The sequence below is a fragment of the Phenylobacterium sp. genome, assembly GCF_030679875.1.
Lineage (GTDB): Bacteria > Pseudomonadota > Alphaproteobacteria > Caulobacterales > Caulobacteraceae > Phenylobacterium.
This window is the reverse complement of the sequence record NZ_JAUXSP010000019.1, coordinates 59,281-79,830: the sequence shown is the minus strand read 5'-3', so window position 1 is coordinate 79,830 and position 20,550 is coordinate 59,281. Positions and strand designations below refer to the sequence as shown.

Here is a 20,550-nt window from a genome sequence, read left to right as displayed (position 1 = left end):
GGGCCATGAGCTTTTCGGCCATAGTGGTCGCCGCGGGAAGCGGCCTTCGCGCGGGATCGGGACCCCCCAAGGCCTGGCGAGATCTCGGCGGTCGCGCCGTCGCCAGGTGGTCGGTCGAGGCCCTGGCGGCTGCGGGCGCGAGCCCGGTCGTGGTGGTGGTCGCCGACGACATGCGGTCGGAAGCCCAGAGGGCGCTGGCAGGCCTGTCCGAAGTGGTTTTTGTCGCCGGCGGCCCGACCCGCGCCGCGTCGGTCCAGGCCGGGTTGGCTGCGCTGGCGCAACAGGGACCAGACCGCCCGGTGCTGATCCATGACGCGGCCCGCCCGTTCGTCACGAGAGCGCATGTTCAACGACTCCTCGGCGCCTTGACCGGCGCCGATGGCGCGGTGCTCGCCCTGCCCCTGGCTGACACCCTGAAACGAGACGAGCCCAATCATCTGGCGACACCGGCTCGTGACGGGCTCTGGCGGGCCCAGACACCGCAGGCGTTCGAACTCGCCGTTCTGCGGCGAGGATATGGCGCTTGGGACTTCCAGACAGACCCCACTGATGACGCCCAGGTGGTCACCGGCGCAGGGGGGCGCGTGGTGCTCGCCCCTGGTGATCCCATGCTGTTCAAGCTCACCTACCCGGAGGACTTCGCCATGGCCGAGCATCTGGCGAGCGGCGCGCGACAGGTGCGCACGGGCCTGGGCTATGACGCCCACCGGTGGGGACCAGGTGACGCGGTCTGGCTCTGTGGTGTCCGCATTGACCATGACCAGACGCTGGTCGGCCACTCTGACGCGGACGCCGGCCTGCACGCCCTCACCGACGCCCTGCTGGGGGCGCTGGGCGCCGGCGATATCGGGGAGCACTTCCCCCCGACCGATCCCCAATGGCGCGGGGTGTCCTCCGACCGGTTTCTCGCCCACGCGGCGGATCTGGTTCGCGCCCGCGGCGGTCAGATCGTCAATGTGGACGTCACCCTGATCTGCGAGCGACCGAAGATCAGACCGCATCGCGACGCCATGCGGGCGAGACTGGCGGAAATTCTGGGCCTGCTGGAAGATCAGGTCAGCGTGAAGGCGACAACGACCGAAGGCATGGGGTTCACCGGTCGCCAGGAGGGCCTGGCGGCCCAGGCGATCGCCACGATTGAGCTGCCGCGCTGAGCGCGCCCGGAGCGTGATTCAACACTTCCGGGCGTCTGGACGGCTAAGGTGGTCCCGTGGCTCACGGTAGCCAGGTCCAAACCTCCCTCATCCGGGCGTAGAGCGCCCCAGGAAGGTTGGTGTAGGCGTCCGTCCAGGGGGCGACCAGACTGCCGTCAGATGCTTCCCACCGGACGTCATTCTCGTAGGGCAGCAGGCCTTCGGGCGTCCGGGTGACGATGAGAACGTCCTCGGCGGACTCCCACAGAACAGGACTGTTGTAGGCTGCGGCGTGACGTTGCAGCAGCGCAGAGCCGCCAGCCGCCTCGGCCACGGCCATGGCGGGCGAGATGAGGTCCAGGTTGCGATTGGACAGGTGCATCACCAAGATCCCGTCCGGCTTCAGCTTGGCCAGATACATCTGGACCGCCTCGACGGTCAGCAGATGGGCCGGGACAGCGTCTGACGAGAACGCATCCAGCAGCAGCAGATCGTACTGCCCCTCGGGCTGATCCTCCAGGGTCAGGCGGGCGTCGCCGATGACGTAGTCGATGGGCCCCTTGGCGCATTCTGTGGTGTAGGTGAAATAGGCGGGATCATTGGCGATCTGCACCATGAGCGGGTCGATCTCGAAGAAGGTCAGCCGGTCCTCGGCCCGGACATAGGTCGCGACGGTTCCGGTGCCGAGCCCGACGGCTCCAATGGTCAGGCTCGCCTTCTCCGCGCGCTTGGCGGCGAAGACCTGCCCGATGGGGGTTTCGGGAGCGTAGTAGACCAGGGGCCGGCAGCGATGCTCTGGCGCCCGGGCCTGAGCGCCGTGCAAGGTCGTCCCGTGGGCCAGCATATGAACGGTGCCGCCGAGGGCCTGCACCGGCATCACGGACTGGCGGGCGACCCCAAAGAAGCTGCGCCAGGTCTGCCGGACATCCACCCTGTCCCCGGCCATCTGGGCTGAAATGAGCAGCATTGAGACCACGGCCATGAACAGCAGGGTGCTGCCGCGAAGGAGAAAGGCCGAAACCGTGACGACGCCAAGCAGGATGCGGACCACAGCCTCGCTCTGCGCATACAGTCCCGCCAGCACCGGTGCGGCGATGACGGCGACGATGCTGATGGCGAACAGCCCCCACCGCCAGGCCTTGCCGGTCTCCCAGGCCCAGGGCCGCGCCAGGCACGACAGGGCCAGGACCAGGGGGTACTCCCACACGTTCGTGAAGATGACGGGCGCGACAAAGGCGTTGAAAGCTCCGCCGACGACGCCGCCGATCGACAGGCACAGATAGAATTCGGTGAGTTGAGCCGGCGGGGGTCGACGGGCCACCAGAGCCTGATGGCAAACCAGGGCCGTCAGGAAGAAGGCCGCCAAGTGGATGCCCAGCTGGATCACCAGGTTGGTGGTGTGGAAGGGCATGATCACCGCACAGGCCACCACGGCGGCGGCCTGGAACATCAGCGCGCTCTCGGTCGAGATCAGCGGCCGATCCTGGAAGGCGATGATGAAGGTCAGCAGATAGAGCGCCAGCGGCACCACCCAGATAAAGGGCGCTGAGGCCACATCCGTGGTGATGTGGGTGGTGACCCCCAGCATGAGGCTCGACGGTATGGCGGCAAGGCCAATCCAGATCAGCCGCCGGCGCCAGGGGCGACCGCTGAGCGCGGCTGAAAGTTGGGCGGCAGGATGAGGCGCTGCGTTTTCGACGGCAGGCGCTCGGGCCACCAACAGACCCAGGCTGGCCATCAGCACCACGAAGCCGCCGTAGGCGAGGCTCCAGACAAAGGTCTGGGCCTGGACCGCCAGCGAGGGTTCCACCACAAGGGGATAGGCCAGCAGGGCGATCAGGCTGCCGAGATTGCTCGCCGCATAGAGAACATAGGGGCCGCGCCCCTCCCCCTCCTGATAGATTCGCGCATGCCAGGCCTGGGCCAGCGGCGCCGTGGCTGACAGGACCGCAAACGGCGCGCCGACCATGAGCGCCAGGGCGCCGAGCAGCCAGAGCGCCGGGTGATCCGAGGTCGGCGGTCCGAGCAGCTCGTGCACCCGCAAGGGGAGCACCAACGCCGCCAGCAGCAGAGCGGTCCCGTGGATCATCGCCTGACGGCGCACAGTCCCGGCCCGCTGCAACAGATGGGCGTAGGCGTAGCCGACCAGCAGCGCGCCCTGGAAGAAGGCCATGCTGGTGTTCCACACCGCCGGCGCGCCCCCCATGAGCGGCAGGAGGAGCTTTGCCGCCATGGGCTGGACCATGAAGACCAGGGTCGCACTGGCGAAGACCGTGATCCCGAACAGGGCCGGGGCGACCGTGCGCCCGGTCTTCGGAAGGGTGTCCTGCAGGGTCATGTGGCCGATTCGGCTTGTAAGGTCAGGGCGGCCGATGTTGTGGTCTGGCCGACCCGGCGCCTAGCGCCCTTTCGTTCCTGGCATCGGATACGCCCATGTTTTCCTTGGAAATCGAGACCTTGGCGCGGCTTCTCATCGACGAAGCTCGGCAGAAATCCCTGCGAATCGTCACTGCTGAAAGCTGCACCGGAGGGCTGGTCAGCGCCGCCATCTGCGCGATTCCCGGGGCCTCCGACGTTTTGGAGCGGGGGTTCGTCACCTATTCCAACCGCGCCAAGCAGGAAATGCTCGGGGTGCCAGGGGACCTGATCGCTGACCTGGGCGCGGTCTCCGAACCCGTCGCCCGCATGATGGCCGAAGGCGCCCTGGAAAATTCCAACGCCCATCTCGCCGTGGCCATAACCGGAATAGCTGGTCCTGACGGCGGCACCCGGATGAAGCCGGTGGGCACCGTGCACATCGCCACAGCGCGGACCAATCACGGCCTGACTCACCGGGTTGAGCTATTCGAGCTTGAGACCCGGTTCGAGATCCAGCAGGCGGCGACCCAGGCCGCCCTCGAGATGCTACGCGAGCGCCTGGCCTGACAATCTCAGCCTATCCCATCCCCCGCGCCATAGAGGGTGCGCGCCCTGGCCTCGAAGCAGCCGATCAGCCGGTCGACGGCGCTGTGGAAATTGGCGCTCAACAGGGCGGCCAGCATCCGCGACTTGAACTCGAAGTCGATTTCGAACTCGATCCGGGTCCCGGCCGGGTCCTCGTGGAACCGCCAGCGGTTCTCCAGCCTCTTGAAGGGCCCAGAGATCAGGCTGACCTGGATGGTTCGGCTGTTTGAATCCCGTCTCACCCGGGTGGAGAACCGCTCCTTGAGGAACGAGAACCCGACCGCGGCCTCGGCGTCGAGCATATCGATCCCCTCGCCCGCCGGCCGCTGGTTCCAGCTTCGCATCCCGGTGATCCAGGGCACGAACTCCGGATAGCGGTCCACGTCCCCGACCAGGGTGAACAACTGGTCAGCCCCATAGGGCAACACCTTCTGGACCCGATGGTACAAGTGGGTCGGCCTAGGCCTGTATCGCCGCCTGGGCGGCCGCGCGAGCGTCCTGCGCCTGTCGCGCGGCCTGCAGCTTGGCGAAATCCTCGCCAGCATGGTGCGACGAGCGGGTCAGCGGACTAGCCGAGACCATAAGAAACCCCTTGGCCCGGGCGATCTCTTCATAGGCCCCGAACTCCTCAGGCGTCACATACCGGTCAATGGCCGCGTGCTTGCGGGTTGGCTGCAGGTACTGGCCGATGGTCAGGAAATCGACGCCGGCCGAACGCATGTCGTCCATGACCTGCATGACCTCCTCCTTGCTTTCACCGAGACCGACCATCAGGCCGGACTTGGTGAACTGGATGGGATCACGCTCTTTCACGCGCTCCAGCAGGCGCAGGGAATTGTAGTAGCGGGCTCCGGGGCGGATCGACAGATAGAGCCGCGGCACGGTCTCGAGATTGTGGTTGAAGACGTCCGGACGGGCGTCGATCACCGTCTCCATCGCCGAGACCGGCTTGCGCAGGAAGTCGGGCGTCAGGATCTCCACCGTGGCCAGGGGCGCAGCCGCGCGTATGGCGCGCACCACCTCGGCGAAGTGGGCGGCGCCGCCATCGGCCAGATCGTCCCGGTCAACTGAGGTGATGACCACATGCTTCAGGCCCATCTTGGCCACCGCGTCCGCCACCCGGGCGGGCTCTGTGGGATCCAGAGGGTTCGGCTTGCCCGTGGTGACATTGCAGAAGGCGCAGGCCCGGGTGCAGATTTCGCCCATGATCATCATGGTGGCGTGGTTCTGGGACCAGCATTCGCCGATATTGGGACAGGCGGCCTCTTCGCAGACCGTGACCAGGCCGTGGGTCTTCACGATGCTGCGGGTGGCGGCATAGCCCTCGGAGCCGGGCGCGCGCACGCGCAACCAGTCGGGTTTACGCAGGAGCGGGGTGTCGGGCCTAGCCTGTTTTTCAGGATGGCGTGGACGGGGCTTAGCCAGATTGTCGATGACGACGGTCATAGTGGCCTAGATCGTCCCTCCGAGGCTCAGGATCAAGCCGCGATTGTGCGCTCTTGCGTAGCAGGCCCCAACTGCGCTGAAACTGCCCCATGCGCCCATGGCTCCCCCTCCTCGCCGCCCTCGCTTTGGCGGCCTGCGATTCGGGCGGTCCGCGCCCGGCGCTCCTGGACAGCCGCGCGCCTCCCGGTCTGGCGCCCCGCTTCCTGGCGCCCGAGGGCTGGGCCTGGGGCGCCGTCCAGCCCCCGGACGGTCCGGAGCTACGATATGGCGTCACCGCGCCGCCGGGAACGGGGCGCCGGGCGGAGGTCCTGATCCTGCCCGACAGCGATGAGCCGGCGGAGGTCTGGTTCGAAACCGCCGCGGCTCTCAATGCAGCGGGCTATGTGGTGTGGACCCTGGAATGGGAGGGGTTTGGCGGGTCAGGCCGCCCCCTGCCCCCCTATGACATGATCCACGCTCAAACCGCGGGCGCCGGGGCGAACGCCGTCGCCGCGCTCATTTCCCAGGTGATCCGCCCTAGCCCAGACCGCCCCCTGACCCTGATGGCGTCCGGGGACAGCGCTACCGTCGCCCTTGCGGCCCTCCAAGGGAACGCCCCCGTGGGCGCGGCCATACTGAGCGCCCCAAGACTGACGGCCGCCCAGTCTCAGACGCCCTGGGAGGGGCTCGCCGTGCGGGCGGGCCTCAGTCGCCTGCCCAGTCCAGACTGGCGGCCGTGGTCGCGGTCAGACTCCGCTCAGGCCCAACCGCCTGGCGCAGACCCCTGGCGCGGACGACTGATCCACAGCTGGCGCCTCGCCAACCCCGATCTGCGTCAGAGCGGCCAGAGCCTGGGCTGGCGCGCTACGCGGTCGGAGGCCCACGCGGGCGGAGTCCCTCAACTGTCAATGTCTCGCCCTCTCCTGATCCTGGCTGCTCAGGCCGAGGGGATCGCCACGGCGGACACCTGCCGGACGGAACAGGGCTGCAGGCTGGCCATCCAGCCCCAGTTTGGATCTGCGCCTCATCTGTCGCTTGAGGCGGTCCGCGCAGCCTGGCTCACCGAGGTGACCACCTTCCTGGACGAACAGATTCCCCCGACGGCCCCAGCGGCCCGCGACGACGGTGGCATTGAATAGCCACCTCAAGATCACGAACTGTCACACATCTTTTCATCGGCGAGCGACGCCTCTACGGTCGCGGCCAGCATAAGACGCCCGACAGAATGGCGTCAGGGACTTGGGAGGCCTTCGCCCGTGACCGCCGCATATGATCCCCGTGACAGCCAGATCTCGATCTTCGACGCCTTGATCGCCGCCCGGGCGCAGTTCGGCGCCAAGAAGCCGATCCTGGAAGACCAGGAGCGCAATCCGCTCACCTATACCGGCCTGATCCAGGCCTCTTTCGCCCTGGGCCGCAGGATCGCGGGCTTCACCGCCAAGGGAGAACGGGTGGGCGTGATGCTGCCCTCCAGCGCTGGCGGCGTCGTCACCTTCTTCGCCCTGCACGCCATCGGCCGTACGCCGACCATGCTGAACTTCACCGCCGGAATCCGGAACCTGAAGGCAGCGTGCGAGCTTGCGGGGGTGCGGACAGTGCTGACGTCTCACCGGTTCATCGAGCAGGGCAAGCTGCACGACCTGGTCGACGCCCTCGAGCCGATCGCCAAGGTGGTCTATCTCGAAGAGGTTCGAGAGAAGGTCGGCCTGGCCGACAAGCTGTTCGCTGCGGCCGGCGGGGTGATGACCCGGCAGTTCCGGGCGGCCAGCAAGCCCTCTGATCCGGGGGTCATTCTGTTCACCTCCGGCAGTTTTGGCGCGCCGCGAGGCGTGGTGCTGAGCCAGGCCAACCTGGTGGCTAACGTCCAGCAGATCGCCGCCCACATCGCCCTTGATCCCGACTGGGTGATGTTCAACCCCCTGCCCATCTTCCACTGCTTTGGCCTCACCGGCGGGGTCCTGCTGCCAATTCTGACCGGCATGAAGGCCTTTCAGTACCCCTCTCCCCTGCACACCAAGCAGATTCCGCCGCTGATCCGCGACTCCCAAGCCTCGATCCTACTGGCCACGGACACCTTCGTGAATCAGTACGCCCGGGCCGCTGAGCCGGGAGAGTTGTCGGGGCTGAAGTTCGTGGTCTGCGGGGCTGAGAAGGTCCGTGAGGAGACACACAATCTGGTGGCCGAGCGCTTTGGTCCCATTCCGCTGCTGGAGGGCTATGGCGCCACCGAGGCGGCGCCCGTCATCGCGGTGAACAAGCCGCTCGACAACCGCCGCGGCACCGTCGGGGGCCTGCTGCCAGGCATCGAGACCCGGCTGGAGCCGGTCGAGGGTATTCCAGGCGGCGGCCAGCTCTTTGTCCGCGGCCCCAACATCATGTCCGGCTATCTGGCCGCAGACGGGACCATCGAAGCCCCCTTGAACGGCTGGCATGACACCGGGGATGTGGTCAGCATGACCGACGATCATTGGATCAAGATCCAGGGTCGGGTGAAGCGCTTCGCCAAGGTGGGCGGGGAGATGGTCTCCCTCACAGCGGCCGAGGACATCGCCGTCGCGGTCTGGCCTGACAGCCGTCATGCCGTCATCGCCGTGCCCGATCCGCGCAAAGGTGAGCGACTTATCCTGCTGACGGATCGTCGCCAGGCTGAGGTCGACGCCCTGTTGGCGCACGCCAAGACCATCGGCGCCCCGGAGTTGACCGTGCCGCGCAAGATCGTCTGCGTCCCGGAAATTCCGGTCCTCGGCACCGGCAAGACGGACTATGTCGCCATCCAGCGGATGGCGGAGGCCGAACTGCGTCGGGTGGCTTAAGGCCTCGCCAGCTGTGATCCCAGGTCAGGCGTGCAGGACGAGGCCATAGGCGTCGAGGGCGGACTCGTGCATCGCCTCGCTCAGGGTCGGATGGGCGAAGACCGTCGCATGAAGCTCGGCCTCCGTGGCTTCCAGCGTCATGGCCAGGGCGAAACCCTGGATCATCTCGGTCACCTCGGCGCCGATCATGTGCGCGCCGACCAGGGCCCCGGTTTCCGCATCGAACAGGGTCTTCACAAAGCCCTCGGTCTCGCCCGCGGCGATCGCCTTGCCATTGGCGCGGAAGGCGAACCGACCCACCTTGACCTTGCGACCCGCCGTCTTGGCCGCCGCCTCGGTCAGGCCGACCGAAGCGATCTGCGGGTTGGCGTAGGTGCAGCCTGGGATCGGGGCGTTGAGATTCTTGGCCGGTTGGCCGGCGATATGCTCGACGCAGTGGAGGCCCTCATGGCTCGCCTTGTGCGCCAGCCAGGGCGGACCCGCCACGTCACCGATAGCGTAGAGGCCGGGCACGCCCGTTGCGCTGTGAGCGTCGGTGACGATGTGGGTCTTGTCGATCTTCACGCCCAGCGCCTCAAGGCCAAGATCCTCGACATTGCCGACAATGCCGACCGCGACGATGGCGCGCTCGGCCTCCAGGGTCTCGGTCTTGCCGCCGGTCTCGATCTCGACGGCGACGCCGGTCTTGGACTTGGTCAGCTTCTTGACGGTGGCCCCAATGCGGAATTTCAGCCCCCGGCGCTCAAAGGCCTTGCGGGCGGCCGTGGACACCTCTTCGTCCTCCACCGGCAGGATGCGTGACAGGGCTTCGACCACCATGACCTCGGCGCCCAGGGCGCGGTAGAAGCTGGCGAACTCGATGCCGATGGCGCCTGATCCGATGACAATGAGCGACTTGGGCGCGGCCTTGGGAACCATGGCCTCGCGGTAAGACCACACACGGTCGCCGTCCGGCTCCAGCCCGATCTGCGGCAGGGTGCGCGCCCGGGCGCCTGTGGCCAGGATCACGTGTTTGGCCTGGATGGTGCGCTCGCCGCCCCGCTTCTGGGCGATGACCACCTTGGGCGCGGGGGTCCCCTTCTCGAGCCTGGCGGTCCCCTCGATCACCTCGATCTTGTGCTTGCGCATCAGGAAGCCGACGCCGGAGTTCAGCTGGCCCGCCACCTTGCGGGACCGCTCCACCACCTTGGTGAAGTCGAACCGCGGCTTGTCGGCGGCCAGGCCGTAGTCGGCCAGATGATGCAGTTGTTCATAGACCTCGCCTGACTTGAGCAGGGCCTTGGTGGGGATGCAGCCCCAGTTCAGACAGACCCCGCCCAGGGCCTCGCGCTCAACGATGGCGGTCTTCAGGCCAAGCTGGCTGGCGCGGATCGCGGCCACATAGCCGCCTGGGCCCGCGCCCACGATGATGACGTCAAAATCCATGGTTCTCGGCCCCTCAGACCATCATCGCCAGGGGCTCTTCAATCAGAGCCTTGAACGCTTCGAGCCAGCGGGCGCCGGTCGCCCCATCCACCACGCGGTGGTCACAGGTCATGGTCACTGACATCACCGTGGCGATGGCCAGCTGGTCGCCGCGAACCACGGGCTGTTTGGTGCCCGCGCCCACCGACAGGATCGCGCCCTGTGGCTCGTTGATGATCGAGCCGAATGACTTGATCCCGAACATGCCCAGGTTGGAGACGCTGAAGGTGCCGCCCTGGAACTCCTCGGGCTTGAGCTTGCGGGTCCGGGCCCGCTCGGCGAGGTCCTTGGTCTCTAGGGCGATCTGCGCCAGGCCCTTGGTCTCGCACTTGCGGATGATCGGGGTGATCAGGCCGCCCTCGACGGCGACCGCCATGGCGATGTCCGCATGGTGGTGGAGGGCGATGCCCTCGGGGGAATATGAGGCGTTGGCCTCCGGCACCCGCTTCAACGCCACGGCGCAGGCCTTGAGGATGATGTCGTTGACGCTGACCTTAACCCCGTCCTTTTCGAGCATCTTGTTGATGCGCCCGCGCGCTTCGAGCAGGCGGTCGATCTCGAGGTCGATGGTCAGGGGGAAGTGCGGCACATCGCGGAAAGAGTCGGTCATCCGCCGCGCCACAGTCTTGCGCATGCCATCCAGTGGGATCAGGTCGTAGCTGCCTTCTGGGATGCCCATCTGCTGCAGGGACTGGACCGGCCGGGTTTCGCCCCGGCGCTCGGCCGGCGCGGCGGCCGCCGTCGCGGCGGGTTTCGCGCCCGGCTTGGCGTCCTTGACGTCGCGCTCGATGACCCGGCCGTGGGGGCCTGAGCCCTTGATCGCTGACAGGTCGAGCCCCTTCTGCTCGGCGATCCGCCGGGCCAGGGGCGAGGCGAAGATACGCTCTCCCTCCTGGCGCTTGGCTGGAGCTGGATCGGCCTTGGTCGGCGCCTCCGTCCTGGCCGCGGCCTTGGCCGGCGGCGCCTCAGCTGGCGTCCTTTCCGCAGGCTTGGGCTCAGGCGCCTTGGCCTCGGTTCCGCCCGACAGGCGAGCGATGGGCGCATTGACCTTGACGCCCTCCGTCCCGGCCTCGACGAGGATTTCCTCGACGACGCCTTCGTCCACCGCCTCGACCTCCATGGTCGCCTTGTCGGTCTCGATCTCGGCGATCACGTCGCCGGCGGCGACCGTGTCGCCCGCCTTGACCAGCCATTTGGCGAGGGTGCCCTCCTCCATGGTGGGCGACAGCGCCGGCATCAGGATGTCGGTCATGCGGATTCCTTGGAGAGATGCGCGAGGCCCCCGGCGTGGGCCTCCCAGTTCTGGCCGTCGAATGGCTCGATGTCGAAGTCCAGGTCCTGCGCCGGATCAAGGCAGCGGACATTGACCGACCAGCCGTCGGGATTGGACCGGGGCCGGTAGAAGCTCTTCACCCCGCAGACCTTGCAGAAGGTGTGCTGCGCGACGCCGGTGTTGAAAACATAGGTGGTGATCTGGTCCTGGCCCTGGATCAGGCGGAAGCGACTGGCTGGCACAATGGCGTGGATGAAGCCTGTCATGGCGCAGATTGAACAGTTACAGGCCTGGGCGGCCACGCGCCCAGGCAGGGACGCTTCGAACCGCACCGCCCGGCAATGGCATCCGCCACCGCGCCAGATCAGATCGCCCGCCTCAGTCATGGCCTGTAGCAGACCGCCTTGGCCGCCTTGACGATCTTCTCCACCGACGGCAGCGACAGGGCCTCCAGGTTGGCCGCATAGGGCAGAGGCACGTCCTCCTGGCAAACCCGCGCCGGCGGCGCGTCCAGATAGTCAAAGGCGTGCTCGATCACCCGGGTGATCACCTCGGCGCCGACGCCCATGGGACCCCAGCCCTCCTCGACGGTGACCAGGCGATGGGTTTTGCGGACGCTTTCCACAATCGTGGCGTGGTCCATGGGGCGAATAGTGCGCAGGTCGACGACCTCGGCCTCGATCCCCTCAGCCGCCAGCTCCTCGGCGGCTTTCAGCGCCAAGCCCACCATGCGGGAATAGGCCGTGATGGTCACATCAGCGCCGGTCCGACGGACCTTGGCCTTGCCGATGGGGACCACATAGTCATCGCCCTCAGGAACGTCGAATTCCTGGCCATAGAGCATCTCGTGCTCGAGGAAGACGACGGGGTTGGGGTCGCGGATCGCCGCCTTCAGCAGGCCCTTGGCGTCGGCCGCGTCATAGGGCGCGATGACTTTCAGACCGGGAATGTGGGCGTACCATGCGGCATAGTCCTGGCTGTGCTGGGCCGCCACGCGCGAGGCCGCGCCGTTGGGCCCGCGGAAGACCATGGGCGTGGTGATCTGGCCGCCGGACATGTAGTGCGTCTTGGCCGCCGAGTTGATGATGTGGTCGATGGCCTGCATGGCGAAGTTCCAGGTCATGAACTCCACGATGGGCTTCAGACCCGCCATGGCCGCGCCGACGCCGAGCCCTGCAAAACCATGCTCGGTGATCGGGGTGTCGATCACCCGACGCTCGCCAAACTCCTCCAGCAGACCCCGGCTGACCTTGTAGGCGCCCTGGTACTGGGCGACCTCCTCGCCCATCAGGAAGACAGTCTCGTCCCGGCGCATCTCCTCGGCCATGGCGTCGCGCAGGGCGTCGCGGACCGTGGTCTTGACCAGCTTGGCGCCCTCCGGGATCTCCGGATCGGCCAGGGGGGCTGCGGGACGCACCGCAGCAGGGCCTTCGCCCTCGGGCTCATCGCCTTTGGCCTCGGCGGGGCCCTTCTTTTCGGGATCGCCGGAGGCCTCCGCTGGAGCCTTGGCGGCCGGCTCAGCGACCGCAGGCGCAGCGCCGCCCGCGAGGCGGGCGATCGGCGCGTTGACCTTGACCCCCTCCGCGCCGGCCTCAACCAGCAATTCCTCGACGACGCCTTCGTCGACGGCTTCGACCTCCATGGTCGCCTTGTCGGTCTCGATTTCAGCGATCACGTCCCCGGCGGAAACGGTGTCGCCCACCTGTACGTGCCACTTGGCCAGCGTCCCCTCCTCCATGGTCGGAGACAGGGCCGGCATCAGGATGTCGGTCACTGGGGCGCCTCCACATAGACCTCAGTATACAGCTCGGACAGTTCCGGCTCGGGGGACGTCCGGGCGAATTCAGCCGCGTCAGCGACGATCCGCTTCACCTCGGCGTCGATGGCCTTCAGCGTCGCCTCGTCGGCCACACCGTCCCGTTCGAGTTTCTCCCGCAGATGCTCGATGGGATCGCGGGTCTTGCGAACCTCGTCCACTTCCTCGCGGGTGCGGTACTTGGCCGGATCGCTCATAGAATGGCCGCGATAGCGATAGGTCTTCATTTCCAGGATGAAGGGGCCCTCGCCGCTGCGGGCATGGGCCGCCGCCCGTCTGGCCGCGTCGCGTACCGCCAGCACGTCCATGCCATCGACCTCTTCCCCGGGAATCCGGAAGGAGGCGCCGCGCTTGTACATGTGGGTTTCGGACGAGGACCGCTCCAGGGAGGTGCCCATGGCGTACTGGTTGTTCTCGATCACATAGACGACCGGCAGCTTCCACAGGGCGGCCATGTTGAAGCTTTCATAGACCTGGCCCTGGTTGGCGGCCCCGTCGCCGAAATAGGTGAAGGCCACCTTGCCGTTGTCCTTGTAGCGGTTGGCCAGCGCCAGGCCGGTGCCCAGGGGCGCCGGCGCGCCGACGATCCCGTGGCCGCCATAGAACTCCGCCTCGCGGGAGAACATGTGCATCGACCCGCCCTTGCCCTTGGACGAGCCGCCGGACCGGCCGGTGAGCTCGGCCATGACCTCGTTGGGGTCCATGCCGCAGGCCAGCATATGGCCGTGGTCGCGATAGGCGGTGATGACCTGGTCGCCGTCCTCCTGAATCGACTGGACGCCCACGGCGATGGCTTCCTGGCCGATATAGAGGTGGCAGAACCCGCCAATCAGCCCCATGCCGTAGAGCTGTCCGGCCCGTTCCTCGAACCGTCGGATGAGCAGCATGTCGCGATAGAAGCCCAGCAGTTGGTCCTTGCTGAGGCTCTCGCCCGCCTCGGCCGGCGTACCGCCGGTCTTGGCCGCCTGTTTGGCGCGCGCCATGTCTGTCTCCCGGGTCGTGTTGCGTTCAGCCACCCTAACCCAGAGCCGGCTGCTTCGTCAGCCGCCCGCCGAGTCATCCTGATGGATGCGGATCACATAGTCTCTGGGGTGGCTGTAGCCTAGGAGAGACCGGGCGCGCTCTTCCAGAAGGTCCGCCGACAGAGAGGTGTCGCGCAGCAGCAGGGCGCGAGTCTCCAGGTCCTGCCTCTGGGCGCTCAGCTGCTTCAACTCCGCCGACTTGACCGCCAAGGCGTAGTCCCGCTGGGTCGAGGTCAGCAGGCCCTGATCGCCGGTGAAGGCGTGGTAGGCGAAATAGGTGATCAGGAGCGCCAGGGCGGCGGTCGAGATGTAGGAGCGGACGGCTGTGAGCACTGTGATTCTACGCTGCTGATTGGGACAGACTCGCCAGTTGTGCTTAATTTTGCGTTGCAGCTCAGCCGTTTGCCGGGGAAACTCTGCTCCATGGATCGCAAGCACCCGCCCAATTGATCTGAGGCTCTCGCAGCCCGACTGAAGCGCGTCGCATTCTGGGCGCTGCCGCCGCTCGCCCGGGCCCCCTATGCCCTGACGGCGGCCCTGATGCTGGTCGGTTTCGCCGACGAGTGGTTCACCTTCCTGCCGGCCGGCCTGCTCCAGGACCTGCGTGAAGATGCAGGCCTAAGTTACGCCCAGGGCGGACTAGTCCTCGCAGCCCTGAGTCTTGGCGGCGTCGTCGGCGTCGTCTTCCAGGCGGCCGCAGACTATGTGAGCCGGCGCGCCCTCTCAGCCCTCGGCACCCTGGCCTATGGCGGGTCGATGATCGCCTTTGGTCTGGCCGATTCGTTCTGGCCCCTGTTCATGGCGGCCTTTGTCTGGGGCGCGGCCAGCGACGCTTTCGTTCATGGGTGCGAGGTGGCCCTGGTGGACGTGGCGGGATCAGACCTGCCCCGAGCCCTGGCGCGGGTGAACGCCTGGTCGGCGGCCGGCGACCTGCTCGCGCCCCTAACCCTGGTGCTGGCTGGGGCGTTCGGCCTGGGCTGGCGGGGGCCCTTCCTGGCCGGGGGCGTCCTGATGCTGGGCTATGGGCTGTGGCTGGCCCGTCAGCCCTTTCCCCCGCCCCATGCCCGCGCGCACGCCGATGCTGGCCGCGAACTGCTGGCGGTGCTGACCGATGGGCGGGTGCTGATGATGGCGGTCATGATGGGCCTGTTCGCCCTGCTGGACGAACCGCTCCTGGCCTTCCTCATCGCCTATCTGGAGGACATCGCCGGCCACGGCCCGGGCATGGCGGTGGCCTTGTCCGCCAGCGCCTTGGTCGGCGGGTTGATCGGATACGGCCTCGCCGAGCGCCTGATCCCGGATGATTCGCCCGCAGCGGTCCTGGCGCCCGGCGCCCTGGCCATGGCGCTTAGCCTGCCGGTTCTGGCCTTTGGCGCACAGGCCTGGATGGTGGTCGCGGGCGGGCTGGTGTTCGGCTTCAGCGGCGCGGTCTTCTACACCGCCCTCCAGAGCCTGGTCCTGACCCTGCGGCCGGGTCAGGCCGGGTCGACCGGCGCGGTGGTGTCGGTCATCGGCCTGGCCGGAGCGGCCTTCCCCGCCCTTGTGGGGCGGGTCGCCGACCAGTGGGGGCTGGGGGCGGGGCTCGGCCTCTATGTGGCCGTCCCCGCGCTCCTGCTGGTCCTGACGCTGGTTCTGCGGCGGGACGCCTAGGCCTGCTTGATCGCCTTGCGGCCCATATAGAGGGCCTGGTCGCCCAGTTCCTGCTCGATGCGCAGCAGCTGGTTGTACTTGGCCGTCCGGTCGGAGCGAGCCAGAGAGCCCGTCTTGATCTGCCCGCAGTTGGTGGCGACCGCCAGGTCGGCGATGGTGGAGTCCTCGGTCTCGCCCGAACGGTGGCTCATCACGGCGGTGTAGCCGGCGCGGTGGGCCATATCGACGGCGTCCAGGGTCTCCGACAGGGTGCCGATCTGGTTGACCTTCACCAGGATGGAGTTGGCCAGCCCCTGGTCGATGCCGTCGGACAGCCGGGCCGGATTGGTGACGAACAGGTCATCGCCCACCAGCTGGACCTTGGCGCCCAGCTTGTCGGTCAGGAGCTTCCAGCCGGCGAAGTCATCCTCGGCGCAGCCGTCCTCGATGGAGACGATGGGGAACTTGGCCACCAGGGCGGCGAGATAGTCGACCATGCCAGCCGGATCGAAGGTCTGGCCCTCCCCGTCCAGCACGTACCTGCCGTCCTTGAAGAACTCGGTCGAGGCCACGTCGAGGGCCAGGTGGAAGTGGTCGCCGCAGCGATAGCCCGCCGCCTCGCCGGCCTTGACGATGAAGGCCAGGGCCTCTTCGGCGCTGCCGATGTTCGGCGCAAAGCCGCCCTCGTCGCCGACATTGGTGTTGTGACCGGCGTCCTTCAGGGCCTTCTTCAAGCCATGGAAGATCTCGGCGCCCATGCGCAGGCCCTCGGCGAAGGTGTCGGCGCCGGTGGGCAGGATCATGAATTCCTGGATGTCGATGGGATTGTCGGCGTGTGCGCCGCCATTGATGATGTTCATCATCGGCACCGGCAGCACCCGGGCCGAGACCCCGCCCACATACTTATAGAGCGGCAGGTCGGCGCTGATGGCGGCGGCCTTGGCGACGGCCAGGCTGACGCCGAGGATGGCGTTGGCGCCCAGGCGCGACTTGTTGGCCGTCCCGTCGAGGGCGATCAGGGTGGCGTCCAGCCGGCGCTGGTCTTCGGCCTCGAAGCCCGCCAGGGCGTCATAGATCTCGCCATTCACCGCATCGATGGCCTCCAGCACGCCCTTGCCGAGATAGCGGGCCTTGTCCCCGTCCCGCTTCTCGACGGCCTCATGCGCGCCGGTCGACGCGCCTGAGGGCACGGCGGCGCGGCCGAGCGCGCCGTCTTCCAGGATCACATCGACCTCGATGGTCGGGTTGCCGCGGCTGTCGAGAATCTCGCGGGCGGTGATGTCGACGATCTCGGTCATGGCGGTCCTCACAGGCTGGGCGGCGCAGGGTTTTCAGAAAGGCCCGGGAGGCTTAGCCACCTTCGCCCGGGCGGGCAATCGGCCACGCAAAAGGCCCCGCCCGATCAGGGCGAGGCCTCGATGTCTTGCGACAGGTCGACAGGCGTGGAGCGCCTAGTCTTCCTTCGGCGTCAGGACCTGACGGCCCTTATACATGCCGGTCTTCAGGTCGATGTGGTGGGGGCGCTTCAGCTCGCCGGTTTCCTTGTCTTCGACGAAGGAATTCTTGCCCAGCGCATCGTGGGAGCGCCGCATGTTGCGCCGCGAGGGCGATACTTTTCGCTTAGGAACGGCCATGGGAATCTCGCAGGCGTATAAAAATTGAGACGGCGGCCGCGGGGGCCGCCGACATGAGCGCGCGTGTATGACGCAATCCGCCGGGACTTTCAAGCGCCTGTCTGGGGGAGAGGAACACCGTGGCCCGTTGATCTTGCATGCGCGGCCGTGCGGACGTCTTTGCAAGCTGAATGCAGGTCTCCTCCCCCTAAACCAGCCGGCTCCGCTCTTTCGCCGCGCCGATGAAGCTGGCGAAGAGGGGGTGGGGTTCGAAGGGACGGCTTTTCAGCTCGGGGTGGAACTGGACGCCGATGAACCAGGGATGGTCGGCCCGCTCGCAGATTTCCGGCAGGACGCCGTCCGGCGACAGGCCAGAGAAGGTCAGGCCCGTGCCCTCGATGGCTTCCCGATAGCCGATATTGACCTCATAGCGGTGCCGGTGGCGCTCGCTGATGGCCGGGCCGCCATAGATGTCGAACACCTTCGAGCCTGGGGTCAGGACGGCGTCATAGGCGCCCAGGCGCATGGTCCCGCCGAGGTTGTCGCCCTCAACCCGGGTCTCCCGGGCGTTTCCCCGCACCCATTCGGTCATCAGGCCGACCACAGGCTCTGAGGTCGGGCCGAACTCGGTGGAGGAGGCGTCCTTGAGACCGACCAGGTTCCGGGCCGCCTCGATCATCGCCATCTGCATGCCGAAACAGATGCCGAAATAGGGGATTTCGTGTTCCCGGGCGAACCGGACCGCCTCGATCATGCCCTCGGAGCCCCGCTGGCCGAAGGCGCCGGGCACCAGCACGCCGTGTACGCCGGTCAGACGCTCGGCGATCATCGCCTCCTCGCCGCCCTCGAAGGCCTCGCCCTCAACCCAGTCGAAGCGGACGCGGACATTGTTGGCCACGCCCCCGTGGACCAGGGCCTCGACCAGGGACTTATAAGCGTCGGTCAGGCCGGTGTACTTGCCGACGATGGCGATATTCACCTCGCCGTCCGGGTGGGTCAGGGTGTGGCCGATGGTCTCCCAGCGCGACAGGTCCGGGGCCGGCGCATCGGTGATGCCGAACACCTCCAGCACCTCGGTGTCCAGGCCCTGGCGGTGATAGTCCAGCGGCACGGTGTAGATGCTGGAGGAGTCCTGGGCCTCGATCACCGCGCTCTCGCGGACATTGCAGAACAGGGCGATCTTGCGCCGCTCGCTGGCCGGAATCTCGGTCTCGCAGCGGCAGAGCAGGATGTCGGGCTGGATGCCGATGGACCGCAGCTCCTTGACCGAGTGCTGGGTCGGCTTGGTCTTCATCTCACCGGCGGTCTTGATATAGGGCAGCAGGGTCAGGTGGACGAAACACACATGGCCCCGGGGCAGCTGCTGGCCGAGCTGACGGATCGCCTCGAAGAAGGGCAGGCCCTCGATGTCGCCGACCGTGCCGCCGATCTCCACCAGCACGAAGTCCACCCCTTCGCCCGGATCGGACAGGACGAAGCGTTTGATCTCGTCGGTGACGTGGGGAATCACCTGGACGGTGGCGCCCAGATAGTCGCCGCGCCGCTCCTTCTCGAGGATGGTCTTATAGATCTGGCCCGTGGTGACGTTGTCGCCGCGGGTGGCGTTGACGCCGGTGAACCGCTCGTAGTGGCCCAGGTCCAGGTCGGTCTCGGCCCCGTCCTCGGTGACGAAGACCTCCCCGTGCTGATAGGGGCTCATCGTGCCCGGATCGACGTTCAGATAGGGGTCGAGCTTGCGCAGGCGGACCTTATAGCCGCGGGCCTGCAGGAGCGCGCCAAGGGCGGCGGAGGCGAGACCTTTTCCCAAGGAGGAGACCACGCCGCCGGTGATGAAAATGTACCGGGTCATGGGCGGTCAACCTACCATCGATTCGGGGCGCGGCCCCGCATCAACGGGTGCGCCATAACGTCTTGGGTGGCCGCAAGGGGCGGCCGGTGACTGGAAGCTTACGCCCCTGGCGACACGCGATGGGACGCCAGAGCCGTGCAGGCGTTGAGCGCTAGGGCGCAGGTGCGGGCGCAGGCGCGGCCGGCGCGCCCTCCCCTTCGCCCATTTCGGCGTCGAGGAACGGGTTGCGGATCTGGGCTGCCGGGGCGTCCAGCGCGCCGCCCGTGGCTGGCGCGGTCGCGGGCGCCGCGGGTGCGGGGACAGCGGGAGCCTGGTTGAGCTGGCTCGGATCCAGCGCCTCAATATTCAGTCGGTCGACGGCAGACCCGCCGCTGACCCGACCCGCCACCAGGGTGATGGTCAGGCTGAGCGCGAAGAACACCCCGCCCAGGATCCAGGTGAAGCGCGACAGGAAATCCCCAGCGCCCCGGGCGCTCATGAAATTGCCGGACCCGCCGCCGCCCATGCCCAGCGCGCCGCCCTCCGACCGCTGCAGCAGCACAAGGCCGATGAGGGTGAGACAGACGACGATTTGAATGGCGAGCAGAATGTTCAGAAGCATGGACTAGTCCAAAACGTCTTGACGCGGGGCTCCTGGAGGAAACCCGCGCCGAAAAACCAAGCGCGCGCTCTATCATCCCACGGGGCTCAAGGCCATAGGGCCGTGGACCGACGAGATGGAGATCAAGGGCGCGGCCGCCAAGGTGGCGACGCCCCTAGCTAAGCCCTGGGCGCGCCCTCGACAATGGCCAGGAACTCCGCGGCCTTCAACGATGCGCCGCCGACCAGGGCGCCGCCCACCTCTGGAAGGGCCAGGATTTCAGCTGCGTTGCCGGGCTTCACCGAGCCGCCATAGAGAATGGCGGGCGCCGCCCCGGCTTGGCCGAACATGTCCCGCAGGGTGGCGCGGATCGCCTGATGGACCTCGACAATGTCCTGCAGGCTGGGGGTCAGGCCCGTTCCGATGGCCCAGACCGGCTCATAGGCCAGGGTGAAGGCGCGACCGGCCAGCTCGGCCGGCAGGGACGCGCGCACCTGACGGGTCACCACCTCAAGCGCCTGGCCTGCCTCCCGCTCAGCCTGGGTCTCACCCACGCAGACAATGGGCTCCAGCCCGGCCTTCAAGGCGGCGCTGACCTTGGCGGCGACATCGGCGTCACCCTCATCATGACCCGCACGACGCTCCGAATGGCCGAGAATCACCAGGCTCGCCCCGGCGTCGGCGAGCATTTCGGCCGAGATATCGCCGGTGAAGGCGCCGCCTGGCTGGGCATGGCAGTCCTGGCCGCCCAATTCGACCGGCGAGCCAGCCAGGGCCCGGCTCATCCGCTCGACCAGAGTGGCTGGCGGGCAGAGGGCGACACGAACCCCAGCGGCGGGCGCGCCAGCGGCGATGGCGCTGGCCTCGGCCAGGGCCGGGCCGGCCCCGTTCATCTTCCAATTGCCCGCGATCAGGGGGATGGGTGCGCTCATTTGGCCTCTCCGTGGGGTCGGTCAGGCCGATAAGCCAAGCGATCGACGCTGTCACGTG

General features: G+C 67.4%; 19 protein-coding genes. 5 read left to right on the top strand and 14 right to left on the bottom strand.

Annotation, left to right across the window (positions count from 1 at the left end):
• Window positions 1-5: 5 nt before the first annotated feature.
• Window positions 6-1,154 (top strand): bifunctional 2-C-methyl-D-erythritol 4-phosphate cytidylyltransferase/2-C-methyl-D-erythritol 2,4-cyclodiphosphate synthase, encoded by a 1,149-nt coding sequence (locus Q8K84_RS11565; protein WP_305282766.1) that lies wholly within the window; start codon window positions 6-8, stop codon window positions 1,152-1,154.
• A gap of 61 nt (window positions 1,155-1,215) precedes the next feature.
• Here Q8K84_RS11565 and Q8K84_RS11560 read toward each other — a convergent pair whose 3' ends face one another.
• Window positions 1,216-3,471 (bottom strand): spermidine synthase, encoded by a 2,256-nt coding sequence (locus Q8K84_RS11560; RefSeq protein WP_305282765.1) that lies wholly within the window; start codon window positions 3,469-3,471, stop codon window positions 1,216-1,218.
• A gap of 95 nt (window positions 3,472-3,566) precedes the next feature.
• On the opposite strand from Q8K84_RS11560, the gene Q8K84_RS11555 reads away from it, so the two are divergent.
• On the top strand, window positions 3,567-4,058 hold the full coding sequence (locus tag Q8K84_RS11555; RefSeq protein ID WP_305282764.1) for a CinA family protein: 492 nt from the start codon (window positions 3,567-3,569) through the stop codon (window positions 4,056-4,058).
• A 5-nt stretch (window positions 4,059-4,063) separates the two neighbouring features.
• On the opposite strand, the gene Q8K84_RS11550 is transcribed toward Q8K84_RS11555, so the two are convergent.
• Both Q8K84_RS11550 and lipA read right to left on the bottom strand, forming a co-directional pair.
• Entirely contained in the window at window positions 4,064-4,525 is a 462-nt protein-coding gene (locus Q8K84_RS11550; protein ID WP_305282763.1) for a type II toxin-antitoxin system RatA family toxin, read from the bottom strand.
• A gap of 10 nt (window positions 4,526-4,535) precedes the next feature.
• Window positions 4,536-5,522, bottom strand: coding sequence for a lipoyl synthase (gene lipA / locus Q8K84_RS11545; RefSeq protein WP_305282762.1), 987 nt, complete (start codon window positions 5,520-5,522; stop codon window positions 4,536-4,538).
• An 89-nt stretch (window positions 5,523-5,611) separates the two neighbouring features.
• On the opposite strand from lipA, the gene Q8K84_RS11540 reads away from it, so the two are divergent.
• Window positions 5,612-6,640 (top strand): alpha/beta hydrolase, encoded by a 1,029-nt coding sequence (locus tag Q8K84_RS11540; protein WP_305282761.1) that lies wholly within the window; start codon window positions 5,612-5,614, stop codon window positions 6,638-6,640.
• Between the two features lie 117 nt (window positions 6,641-6,757).
• The gene (locus Q8K84_RS11535; RefSeq protein WP_305282760.1) at window positions 6,758-8,314 is read left to right on the top strand and encodes an AMP-binding protein; all 1,557 of its coding nucleotides are present in this window, start codon (window positions 6,758-6,760) and stop codon (window positions 8,312-8,314) included.
• Window positions 8,315-8,338: 24 nt separating this feature from the next.
• Here the strand turns inward: Q8K84_RS11535 and lpdA are convergent, their stop codons facing one another.
• From lpdA to Q8K84_RS11505, 6 genes are read right to left on the bottom strand one after another with little or no spacing between them, the layout of a single operon-like run.
• Window positions 8,339-9,739, bottom strand: coding sequence for a dihydrolipoyl dehydrogenase (lpdA, locus tag Q8K84_RS11530; protein WP_305282759.1), 1,401 nt, complete (start codon window positions 9,737-9,739; stop codon window positions 8,339-8,341).
• Window positions 9,740-9,752: 13 nt separating this feature from the next.
• Complete coding sequence (locus Q8K84_RS11525; protein ID WP_305282758.1) at window positions 9,753-11,030, bottom strand: pyruvate dehydrogenase complex dihydrolipoamide acetyltransferase; 1,278 nt, start codon at window positions 11,028-11,030, stop codon at window positions 9,753-9,755.
• Window positions 11,027-11,437 (bottom strand): GFA family protein, encoded by a 411-nt coding sequence (locus tag Q8K84_RS11520; protein ID WP_305282757.1) that lies wholly within the window; start codon window positions 11,435-11,437, stop codon window positions 11,027-11,029. The genes Q8K84_RS11525 and Q8K84_RS11520 overlap by 4 nt, the downstream gene beginning before the upstream one ends.
• Entirely contained in the window at window positions 11,434-12,825 is a 1,392-nt protein-coding gene (locus Q8K84_RS11515; RefSeq protein ID WP_305282756.1) for a pyruvate dehydrogenase complex E1 component subunit beta, read from the bottom strand. The genes Q8K84_RS11520 and Q8K84_RS11515 overlap by 4 nt, the downstream gene beginning before the upstream one ends.
• Complete coding sequence (pdhA, locus tag Q8K84_RS11510; protein ID WP_305282755.1) at window positions 12,822-13,850, bottom strand: pyruvate dehydrogenase (acetyl-transferring) E1 component subunit alpha; 1,029 nt, start codon at window positions 13,848-13,850, stop codon at window positions 12,822-12,824. The genes Q8K84_RS11515 and pdhA overlap by 4 nt, the downstream gene beginning before the upstream one ends.
• Before the next feature lie 57 nt (window positions 13,851-13,907).
• Window positions 13,908-14,222, bottom strand: coding sequence for a septum formation initiator family protein (locus tag Q8K84_RS11505; protein ID WP_305282754.1), 315 nt, complete (start codon window positions 14,220-14,222; stop codon window positions 13,908-13,910).
• A 207-nt stretch (window positions 14,223-14,429) separates the two neighbouring features.
• Here Q8K84_RS11505 and Q8K84_RS11500 point away from each other — a divergent pair, with 207 nt between their 5' ends.
• The gene (locus Q8K84_RS11500) at window positions 14,430-15,539 is read left to right on the top strand and encodes a sugar MFS transporter (RefSeq protein WP_305282753.1); all 1,110 of its coding nucleotides are present in this window, start codon (window positions 14,430-14,432) and stop codon (window positions 15,537-15,539) included.
• Here Q8K84_RS11500 and eno read toward each other — a convergent pair.
• The 5 genes from eno to tpiA form a co-directional block, all read right to left on the bottom strand.
• Window positions 15,536-16,816: a phosphopyruvate hydratase gene (eno, locus tag Q8K84_RS11495; RefSeq protein WP_305282752.1), complete on the bottom strand. Its 1,281-nt coding sequence runs from the start codon at window positions 16,814-16,816 to the stop codon at window positions 15,536-15,538. The two genes, Q8K84_RS11500 and eno, sit on opposite strands and share 4 nt — an antisense overlap.
• Before the next feature lie 153 nt (window positions 16,817-16,969).
• Window positions 16,970-17,152 (bottom strand): 50S ribosomal protein L32, encoded by a 183-nt coding sequence (gene rpmF, locus Q8K84_RS11490; protein ID WP_293409299.1) that lies wholly within the window; start codon window positions 17,150-17,152, stop codon window positions 16,970-16,972.
• A 187-nt stretch (window positions 17,153-17,339) separates the two neighbouring features.
• On the bottom strand, window positions 17,340-18,980 hold the full coding sequence (locus Q8K84_RS11485; RefSeq protein WP_305282751.1) for a CTP synthase: 1,641 nt from the start codon (window positions 18,978-18,980) through the stop codon (window positions 17,340-17,342).
• Window positions 18,981-19,131: 151 nt separating this feature from the next.
• Entirely contained in the window at window positions 19,132-19,581 is a 450-nt protein-coding gene (gene secG / locus Q8K84_RS11480) for a preprotein translocase subunit SecG (RefSeq protein WP_305282750.1), read from the bottom strand.
• Window positions 19,582-19,739: 158 nt separating this feature from the next.
• Window positions 19,740-20,492 (bottom strand): triose-phosphate isomerase, encoded by a 753-nt coding sequence (tpiA, locus tag Q8K84_RS11475; protein ID WP_305282749.1) that lies wholly within the window; start codon window positions 20,490-20,492, stop codon window positions 19,740-19,742.
• Between the last annotated feature and the right edge of the window lie 58 nt (window positions 20,493-20,550).

What these genes read in the sequence shown, in the direction of transcription:
- rpmF (WP_293409299.1), bottom strand. Translation starts at nt 17,152, where the DNA reads ATGGCCGTTCCTAAGCGAAAAGTATCGCCCTCGCGGCGCAACATGCGG.
- Q8K84_RS11540 (WP_305282761.1), top strand. Translation starts at nt 5,612, where the DNA reads ATGCGCCCATGGCTCCCCCTCCTCGCCGCCCTCGCTTTGGCGGCCTGC.
- Q8K84_RS11565 (WP_305282766.1), top strand. Translation starts at nt 6, where the DNA reads ATGAGCTTTTCGGCCATAGTGGTCGCCGCGGGAAGCGGCCTTCGCGCG.
- Q8K84_RS11485 (WP_305282751.1), bottom strand. Translation starts at nt 18,980, where the DNA reads ATGACCCGGTACATTTTCATCACCGGCGGCGTGGTCTCCTCCTTGGGA.
- Q8K84_RS11555 (WP_305282764.1), top strand. Translation starts at nt 3,567, where the DNA reads ATGTTTTCCTTGGAAATCGAGACCTTGGCGCGGCTTCTCATCGACGAA.
- Q8K84_RS11560 (WP_305282765.1), bottom strand. Translation starts at nt 3,471, where the DNA reads ATGACCCTGCAGGACACCCTTCCGAAGACCGGGCGCACGGTCGCCCCG.
- Q8K84_RS11500 (WP_305282753.1), top strand. Translation starts at nt 14,430, where the DNA reads ATGCTGGTCGGTTTCGCCGACGAGTGGTTCACCTTCCTGCCGGCCGGC.
- Q8K84_RS11525 (WP_305282758.1), bottom strand. Translation starts at nt 11,030, where the DNA reads ATGACCGACATCCTGATGCCGGCGCTGTCGCCCACCATGGAGGAGGGC.
- lipA (WP_305282762.1), bottom strand. Translation starts at nt 5,522, where the DNA reads ATGACCGTCGTCATCGACAATCTGGCTAAGCCCCGTCCACGCCATCCT.
- pdhA (WP_305282755.1), bottom strand. Translation starts at nt 13,850, where the DNA reads ATGGCGCGCGCCAAACAGGCGGCCAAGACCGGCGGTACGCCGGCCGAG.
- eno (WP_305282752.1), bottom strand. Translation starts at nt 16,816, where the DNA reads ATGACCGAGATCGTCGACATCACCGCCCGCGAGATTCTCGACAGCCGC.
- secG (WP_305282750.1), bottom strand. Translation starts at nt 19,581, where the DNA reads ATGCTTCTGAACATTCTGCTCGCCATTCAAATCGTCGTCTGTCTCACC.
- tpiA (WP_305282749.1), bottom strand. Translation starts at nt 20,492, where the DNA reads ATGAGCGCACCCATCCCCCTGATCGCGGGCAATTGGAAGATGAACGGG.
- lpdA (WP_305282759.1), bottom strand. Translation starts at nt 9,739, where the DNA reads ATGGATTTTGACGTCATCATCGTGGGCGCGGGCCCAGGCGGCTATGTG.
- Q8K84_RS11520 (WP_305282757.1), bottom strand. Translation starts at nt 11,437, where the DNA reads ATGACTGAGGCGGGCGATCTGATCTGGCGCGGTGGCGGATGCCATTGC.